This window comes from Pseudomonas sp. P5_A2_2 (genome assembly GCF_054177685.1).
Genome location: NZ_JBGCUL010000152.1, coordinates 1 through 7,742 on the forward strand (window position 1 = coordinate 1; position 7,742 = coordinate 7,742).

The following is a 7,742-nucleotide window of genomic DNA, read 5'->3' on the forward strand; positions in this document are numbered from 1 at the left end:
TTCCTGTTCTGCGCGCGATTGCTCCACCAACCCCAACGCTTCCTGGTAGTCCAGTGCAGTCGCCGTGCCGTTCGAACGGCGCTGGCTGATCAGGGCGAACGAGTACTCGCGGCTGATCAGGGTTTGTTGGGTCAGATCCAGGCGACGCTGGGCGCCATCGTGAACCAGATACGCCTGGCTGACCTCGGCGATCAGTGCGATCTGCGCGGCGCGGGCGGCGTCTTCGGTGGCCAGGTACTCTTGCAACGCGGAGTCACTGAGGCTCTTCACCCGGCCGAACAGATCCAGCTCGTATTCAGGCAGCGACAGGCCGACCTGATAGTCGCTGGCAACGCCCGCCCGGCCGTTGTCGGCCAGATCCGCCGGCAAGCGCTGGCGATTGCCCGCTGCGTTGCCATTCAACCCCGGTACCCGGTCGGCTCGCTGGATGCGGTATTGCGCCCGGGCCTGCTCGATATCCAGAAGCGTCTGGCGCAATGAGCGGTTGTTATCCAGAGCGATCACCACCAGGCGGCGCAGGTCGGGATCGACGATAAACGTCTGCCACACCAGTTGGTTGATCGGACTGCCCTGCTTCGTCGACTCACCCGCCCAGTTATCCGCAACCTGCGCAACGGGCCGCTCATAGGTGGGCGCCAGTGAGCAACCGCCCAGCAGCATGGCGATCACCAGCGTAGAAAAAGCTGAAATACGCATGTGTCACTCCTGAGTCAAAGCGGGTTGTTCAATGGGTGCCGGTTTACTGCGCAGCATCGACAGCACCCAGACAAAACAGATCGGTACGAACAGCACACCCAGCAAAGTCGCGCTTAGCATGCCGCCGATCACCCCGGTACCGATTGCACGCTGACTCGCAGCCCCTGCCCCGGTTGCCAACGCCAGCGGCACGACGCCGAGGATGAAAGCCATGGAGGTCATGACAATCGGCCGAAAGCGCAGACGTGCGGCCTCGATGGCAGCGTCGCGCAGGCTATAACCTTTCTCCCACAGCTCTTTGGCGAACTCGACGATGAGGATCGCGTTCTTCGCCGCCAGACCGATGATGGTGATCAGCCCCACCTTGAAATACACGTCGTTGGGCATGCCGGCGACCATTACCGCGAGTACCGCACCGATGGCACCGATCGGCACAATCAGCATCACGGTCAGGGGAATTGCCCAACTCTCATAAAGCGCGACCAGCAACAGGAACACCACGAGGATCGCGAGCGCGAACAGTTGCGTCGCCTGACCGCTGGAGACCTTTTCCTGATACGACAGGCCGCTCCACTCGTAGCTGAACCCCGCCGGCAATTGTGCAGCGATTCGCTCGATTTCCGCCATGGCTTCACCGGTGCTGTATCCCGGCCCGGCGTCACCGACGATCCGGATCGACGGATAACCGTTGTAGCGCACCAGTTGCACCGGGCCTTCTTCCCAATGGGTGGTGACGAAGGCGCTGAGCGGCACCAGATTGCCCGCGCTGTTGTGCACGTACAGTTTGAGCACGCTTTCCGGGGTCATCCGGTCGCCTTGCTCGGCCTGCACCACCACACGCTGCTGACGGCCAGCGTTGGTGAAGTCGTTGATCACCTCCGATCCGAACGCGGCTGACAATGCACTGCTGATCGACTCGAAACTCACGCCCAAGGTACGGGCCTTGTCACGGTCGATCTCCACCCGCAATTGCGGCGACTCGGCCAGGCCTTCCATCATTGCGTAGAGGATTTTCGGGTTGCCGTTGGCCTGCCCGAGCAACTGGTCGCGGGCTGCGATCAATGCTTCGCGGCCCAGGCCGGCGCGATCCTGCAGGCGGAGTGCAAAACCACCGGAGTTGCCCAGGCCATCAATCGGAGGCGGAGGCACCGCCATCACTGCGCCGTCGTTAGTCACGGCAAATTGCTCGTTCAGCGCCATGACTTCCGCCATGGCCGATTGATCTTCACCACGCAGCGACCAGTCCTTGAACACCGGGAATGCCAGCGCTGCGTTATCGCCCATCCCGGAAAAACTGAAGCCCGACACCAGGAACGTCGAGGCAACCGCTTCACGGGAAGCGAGGAACCGCTCCAGTTGTTCACCGGTGGCTTCGGTACGGGTACGGGTCGCGCCCGGCGGCAACTGGACGTCGACGATCATGTAGCCCTGGTCCTCCACGGGCACAAACGACTCCGGCAAGCGCAGATAGAAGTAACCGAGCATCGCGATGATGCCCACGTACACCAGCATCATCCGGCCGGCACGCGACACCAGCCCGTTGTTCAGGATCGAGTAACGCTCGGTGAGCCGGGCGAAGCCACGGTTGAAAGCGCCGAAGAAACCGCGTTTCTCATGGTGTCCCTGAGGAATCGGCTTGAGCAGCGTGGCACACAGTGCCGGGGTGAACGTCAGCGCCAGGAAGCCCGAGAACAGAATCGACACCGCCAGCGACACCGAGAACTGCTGGTAGATCACACCCACCGAGCCGGACATGAACGCCAGTGGCATGAACACCGCCGACAGCACCAGGGTGATGCCGATGATCGCTCCCGATACTTGCCCCATCGCTTTGACCGTGGCGTCGACCGGTGACAGCCCCTCCTCGGCCATGATTCGTTCAACGTTCTCCACCACTACGATAGCGTCGTCCACGAGAATGCCGATCGCGAGCACCATGCCGAACATGGTCATCATGTTCACCGAGAAGCCCAGCAGGTACATCATCAGCAGCGTGCCCAGCAGACACACCGGCACCACAATCGACGGGATCAACGTGTAGCGGATGTTCTGCAGGAACAGGAACATCACCAGGAATACCAGCACCATCGCCTCGATCAAGGTATGGATCACCTTCTCGATAGCGACATCGACGAAACGCGAAGTGTCATAGGGCACGGAATATTCCACATCGTCCGGGAAGTACGCCGACAGTTCGGCCAGGCGTTCCTTGACTGCCGTCGCTGTCTGGATCGCGTTGGCGCCGGGAGATAACTGGATCGCTGCGGCCACCGCCGGTCTGCCGTTCAGACGCGAGTTGAAGTTGTAACTCTCCTGGCCGACTTCCACGCGGGCGACATCCGCCAGTTTGACCGTCGAGCCGTCCTCGTTGGCGCGCAGAACGATGCGTGCGAATTCCTCCGGATTATCCAGAGTACCTTTCACCGCCAGCGTGGCAGTCAGTTCCTGCTGGCTGCTGGTCGGTGTACTGCCGAAACTGCCGGCCGGCACTTGCACGTTCTGCCCGCGGATGGCTGTGCTCACGTCGTCGATGGACAGCCCGTAACCCACAAGTTTCTGCGGGTCGATCCAGACGCGCATGGCTGCTTCAGAGGAGAAGAATTGCAGCTTGCCGACGCCCGGCACCCGGCGCAGTTCGTTGTTGATGTTGCGCGCGGCATAGTCACCCAGAGCTGTCGTATCGCTGTGCTGGGTGCCTTCCTTGTAGTTGAGCGTATAGATCAACAGGAAACCGGCACTGGTCTGCTCCACCTCCAGCCCTTGGGTGAGCACGGCTGGTGGCATGCGTGCTTCAGCCTTTTTCAGGCGGTTTTGCACGTCAACCTGGGCGAGCTGCGGATCAGTGCCGGGCTGGAACGTAACCACAATCTCGGCAATGCCGTTGGAGTTGTTGGTCGACTCGAAATAGAGAAGGTCCTTGGCACCATTGAGCGACTCCTCAATCACGCTGGTGACCGAGTCCACCAGCACTTTCGCCGAGGCACCGGGATAGGTCGCCGTCACCTTGATCTGCGGTGGCGCAACGTTGGGATACTGCGCCACCGGCAGCATCGGGATGACCAGCAGGCCGGCCAGGGAGATGAACAACGCCACCACCCAGGCAAAGTTCGGGCGTTTGATGAAAAACTGAGACATCGGAAAATCCTCGCGGCGACTGCGCCCTTACTGTTTCGACTCAGGCGACTGAGCCTGGGCGTGGGACTGACCAGGTGCGACCTTGACCCCAGGTTGCAGACCGGTAAGTCCGCCGACGATCACCTGATCGCCCGCCTTCAATCCTTCACTGATCTGCCAGCGCGAACCCTGCATGGCACCGGTGACCACATTGCGTGATTCGACCCGGTCGTCTGCGCCGACCACCATCACCTGGGCGGCGCCATCGCTGCCGCGTTGCACCGAGCGTTGCGGTACGAGAATGGCCTGGTTGTCAGTGCCTTGTGGTGTGCGTACCCGCACAAACATGCCCGGCAACAGGACGCTGTCGGTATTGGCAAACTTGCCGCGCAACGACACCTGGCCAGTGCCACGATCTACCGCGACATCGGTAAACATCAGCGCGCCCTGGCGCTCGTAAGCGGTGCCGTCGACTCGAATCGACAGCTCCTTGTTGTCGTCGGCGGAGAGTTTTCCGCCCTTGAGCAATTCGCGCAGACGCAGTGCATCAGCGGCCGACTGGGTGAAATCGACATAGACCGGATCAAGTTGCTGAATTCGCGCCATCAACGTCGCTTCACCCTGGCCTACCAGCGCGCCTTCGGTTACCAACGCACGGCCGACGCGGCCGGAAATCGGCGCAGTCACCGAGGCATAATCGAGGTTCAGCCGGGCGCTTTGCAGATCGGCCTGGGCCGAACGGGTTGCCGCCTGAGCGCTGCGCAGGTCTGCCGTGGCACTGTCGAAATCCTGTTGGCTGACCGCCTCGATTTTCACCAGCGGCTCATAGCGTTTGACCCTCGCCTGAGCCTCAAGCACGACAGACTGGGTGCGGGCCAACTCACCTTCGGCGCGCGATAAAGCAGCTTTGAGCGGTGCTGGGTCGATCTGAAACAGCAGGTCGCCGGCTTTAACGTCAGCACCTTCTTCAAAGCGCTTTTGCATCACGATGCCGGGTACCCGTGCGCGCACCTCTGCGACCCGCATCGGTTCGACCCTGCCCGGCAGCTCCGTAGTCAGCGCCAAAGGCTCAGTCTTCACCGCCAAAACTTCTACCGGGCGCGCCACTTCGGCCATGCTCGCTTGTTCATTCGCCGGCCCACATCCGGCCAGCACAATGGCTGCTGCCAGCGAGCCCGCCATCCCTACTGCACGCAAATTGCCCATAACTCACCCGAGGCTTGATTGAATTTGGTGCGGATGCTACTTTCTAAACCCTAATGAGTCAAATATGTCTCATATGAGATGATAATTAACCTTCTATGAACGTCGCTTGAGGCTTGGTGATGAACCCGATTTCCCATGATGAACACCTGCTCAAGACGCTTACTGTGGCCGTCGTCAGCCGGCCGCGAGCGACGATGAAGGAGCTGGCACAATTGGCAGGCGTGAGCAAGGCGACCCTGCACCGCTACTGCGGAACACGGGAAAACCTGGGGCAGCGACTGGAGGAGTACGCCGAGGGCACGCTCAATTTGATTATCAAGAGCGCCGGCCTACAGCATCTGGAAACAATGGACGCACTGCGTCGACTGATCCGGGAACACCTCGCCCATCGCGAGTTGCTGGCCTTTCTGATGGCGCAATACCGCCCTGACTTCCTTGACTTCGAACGGGGTGACACACGCTGGCAGTTTTACCTGGAGGCGCTGGATGGATTCTTCCTGCGAGGCCAGCAAAAAGGGGTGTTTCGCATCGACATCACCGCGGCCATTTTTACCGAGCTATTCATCACTCTGGTCTACGGCCTGGTGGATGCCGAACAGCGCGGGCGTGCCGCCAATGCTGATTCGGCACGAACGCTTGAGCAGATGTTCCTGCATGGAGCCCTGTCTGGCGGCGAGTTCCGCAAGCACTCGTCTGTACAGGAAAGAACGCTTTAGTCCTCAGAAATGCGTGAAGGCATCGCTGATGCTGGCAACCGGTGGGTGATTGGAATGATAAACAACAGTGTGGTTAGCGGGCCGAGTCTGAAAATAAAGCGCACCCGAAATCAGCGCGACCACCAGGAAAGCGAACAGGAACCGACGCATCGAATACCTCCATCGTCCAGCCTTGAGCCGAACGCAGGTCTTTTGTTATTGGTGTCTCAAGTCTGGTCTCGGGACCAGGGTGAAAGCTTTGCAGATCGCGCCAGAGATTTTGCAAATCGTGCCAGTGCTCCCTTGGCCACAGGCTGTGCTTCATTCGGGGGATCGAGATGATGTCCACTGTCCGTGGTACTGCTCTGTTAGGGTTCAAGGAGTTCGCTGTCAGTCAGGGCATCGATCCGGATTCGGCGCTGGCTGAGGTTCATCTGCCTGTAGACCTGCTGGATGCGCAACTTTCCGGCGCCCAGTTCAATGCCTTGATCGAGTTGTGTGCGATGCGTTCGAACAATCCCTTGTTCGGCTTGCAGTTCGGCTTACGCCAGGGCACGCAAAGTCTCGGCACCCTGCTCTATGCCATGCGCTGCTCCGGCAACGTGGGCGAAGCGCTGAATCTACTGACCCGCTATTTCCATGTTCATAGCGACGGCGCGCAAGTGCGCCTTGAACGTCAGGCTGGCAACGCCCTGCTCCTGTATGAAATCACCGATGGAGCGGTGATCACGGTACGCCAGACGGTGGAGTTGGCGATGGCAATTGCCGCTTGTCTGCTCCGGGAACTGTTGGGGCAGGCCTGGAAGCCGCGAGGTCTGATGTTGCGCCATTGTGCCCCGGCAAACCGCAGTACTTATCGCGCGCTGCTGGGTGTACCGCCGCGCTTTGACTGCCCCGTCAACGCCTGGGTATTTGATGAGTCACTGCTGGCGATACCTCTGGGAGCGATTGACGTCAGGTGTCAGCAATTAGCCCAGCAACACATCAATGAGCTGGCCCGCGTGACGCTGCAAGAATTGCCGTCTTACGTGCAAAAACTGCTGCGCAACGAGCTTGCCAATGGCCCGGTCACGCTTCGCCAGATGGCCGAGCACATGATGATCAGCCCGCGCACCTTGCAACGCTATCTTCGGGCACAAGGCACAAGATTTCAGGAACTGCTGGACGACACCCGCCAGGCAATGGCCGCGCGTTACCTCTGCGATTTGTCGATCAGTCTGACGCAACTGGCAAGTCTGTTGGGTTACGCCGACCTGAGCACATTTTCCCGGGCTTTCACTCGCTGGAATGGCATCAGCCCGCAAAAGTGGAAGCAGCGCATGCAGCAAACTCATCGGTAAATAACATGGCCTCCAATCCGTTCATTCGTGCACTCAGCCTGGCGAGATTCGATCAATTCGCCCGCCATCAGGGCCTGGACCCGAGCCAGATGCTGCGTAGGGCTTCTCTGCCTGTGGCTTCGCTGCAGCGCCCGGAAGATATCCTGTCCTTCCAGCACTATTGCGGCTTGCTGGAGCTGTGCCAACAGCGTTCGAATAACCCGTTGTTCGGCCTGGAATTTGGGCTCTATCAAGGGATCGACGTCTTCGGTGATATTTTTTTCCTGATTCACAACACCCGAACCATCGGCGATGCCTTGCTCGAGCTGCGCGCCAATTTCGCGTACTACAATGGCGCGGCACACATCGACCTGGAGGTGGTCGACGGCGTTGCGTTGCTTGGTTACCGGGCCGATGAGGTGGCGATTGACGGATTGCCTCAAGCAGAAGAACTGGCGTGTGGTGTCGGTATGCAACTGATGCGGACCTTGGCCGGGGATCAATGGCATCCCGAGGCGGTAATGCTCCGTCATGCGCCCCTTGCTGACGAGTTCGTCTATCGGCAGGTGCTGGGCATCACACCGACCTTCTCTGCAGCGCACACCGGACTGCTGTTCGACGCTTGYGTGCTCGCGCAGCCGCTGGATTGCGCCAGCGAAACCCTGCATCAACTCATCGCTCAACATCTGTCGGGCATGGAGCGCTTATCAGC

General features: G+C 60.0%; 7 protein-coding genes. 3 read left to right on the top strand and 4 right to left on the bottom strand.

Translation table 11 applies throughout. The features are described from left to right. From ACXRVY_RS12065 to ACXRVY_RS12075, 3 genes are all read right to left on the bottom strand, one after another. On the bottom strand, positions 1 to 696 hold a 696-nt coding region (locus ACXRVY_RS12065; protein WP_458237463.1), incomplete at its 3' end, for a TolC family protein. Positions 697 to 699: 3 nt separating this feature from the next. Further along, entirely contained in the window at positions 700 to 3,831 is a 3,132-nt protein-coding gene (locus tag ACXRVY_RS12070) for a multidrug efflux RND transporter permease subunit (RefSeq protein WP_457265865.1), read from the bottom strand. A 27-nt stretch (positions 3,832 to 3,858) separates the two neighbouring features. Then, positions 3,859 to 5,016 carry a MexC family multidrug efflux RND transporter periplasmic adaptor subunit gene (locus ACXRVY_RS12075; RefSeq protein ID WP_457265864.1) on the bottom strand — a complete coding sequence of 386 codons (1,158 nt, stop codon included), beginning with the start codon at positions 5,014 to 5,016 and terminating at the stop codon, positions 3,859 to 3,861. Between the two features lie 119 nt (positions 5,017 to 5,135). Between ACXRVY_RS12075 and ACXRVY_RS12080 the strand changes: the two genes are divergently transcribed. Then, the gene (locus tag ACXRVY_RS12080; RefSeq protein WP_457265863.1) at positions 5,136 to 5,732 is read left to right on the top strand and encodes a TetR/AcrR family transcriptional regulator; all 597 of its coding nucleotides are present in this window, start codon (positions 5,136 to 5,138) and stop codon (positions 5,730 to 5,732) included. A gap of 3 nt (positions 5,733 to 5,735) precedes the next feature. Here ACXRVY_RS12080 and ACXRVY_RS12085 read toward each other — a convergent pair whose 3' ends face one another. Next, on the bottom strand, positions 5,736 to 5,882 hold the full coding sequence (locus tag ACXRVY_RS12085) for a hypothetical protein (protein WP_457265862.1): 147 nt from the start codon (positions 5,880 to 5,882) through the stop codon (positions 5,736 to 5,738). 167 nt (positions 5,883 to 6,049) lie between these two features. Between ACXRVY_RS12085 and ACXRVY_RS12090 the strand changes: the two genes are divergently transcribed. Next, the gene (locus ACXRVY_RS12090; protein WP_457265861.1) at positions 6,050 to 7,051 is read left to right on the top strand and encodes an AraC family transcriptional regulator; all 1,002 of its coding nucleotides are present in this window, start codon (positions 6,050 to 6,052) and stop codon (positions 7,049 to 7,051) included. Next, positions 7,018 to 7,742, top strand: a 725-nt coding sequence (locus tag ACXRVY_RS12095; protein WP_458237464.1) for an AraC family transcriptional regulator, incomplete at its 3' end; no start/stop codon positions are given. The genes ACXRVY_RS12090 and ACXRVY_RS12095, both read left to right, overlap by 34 nt.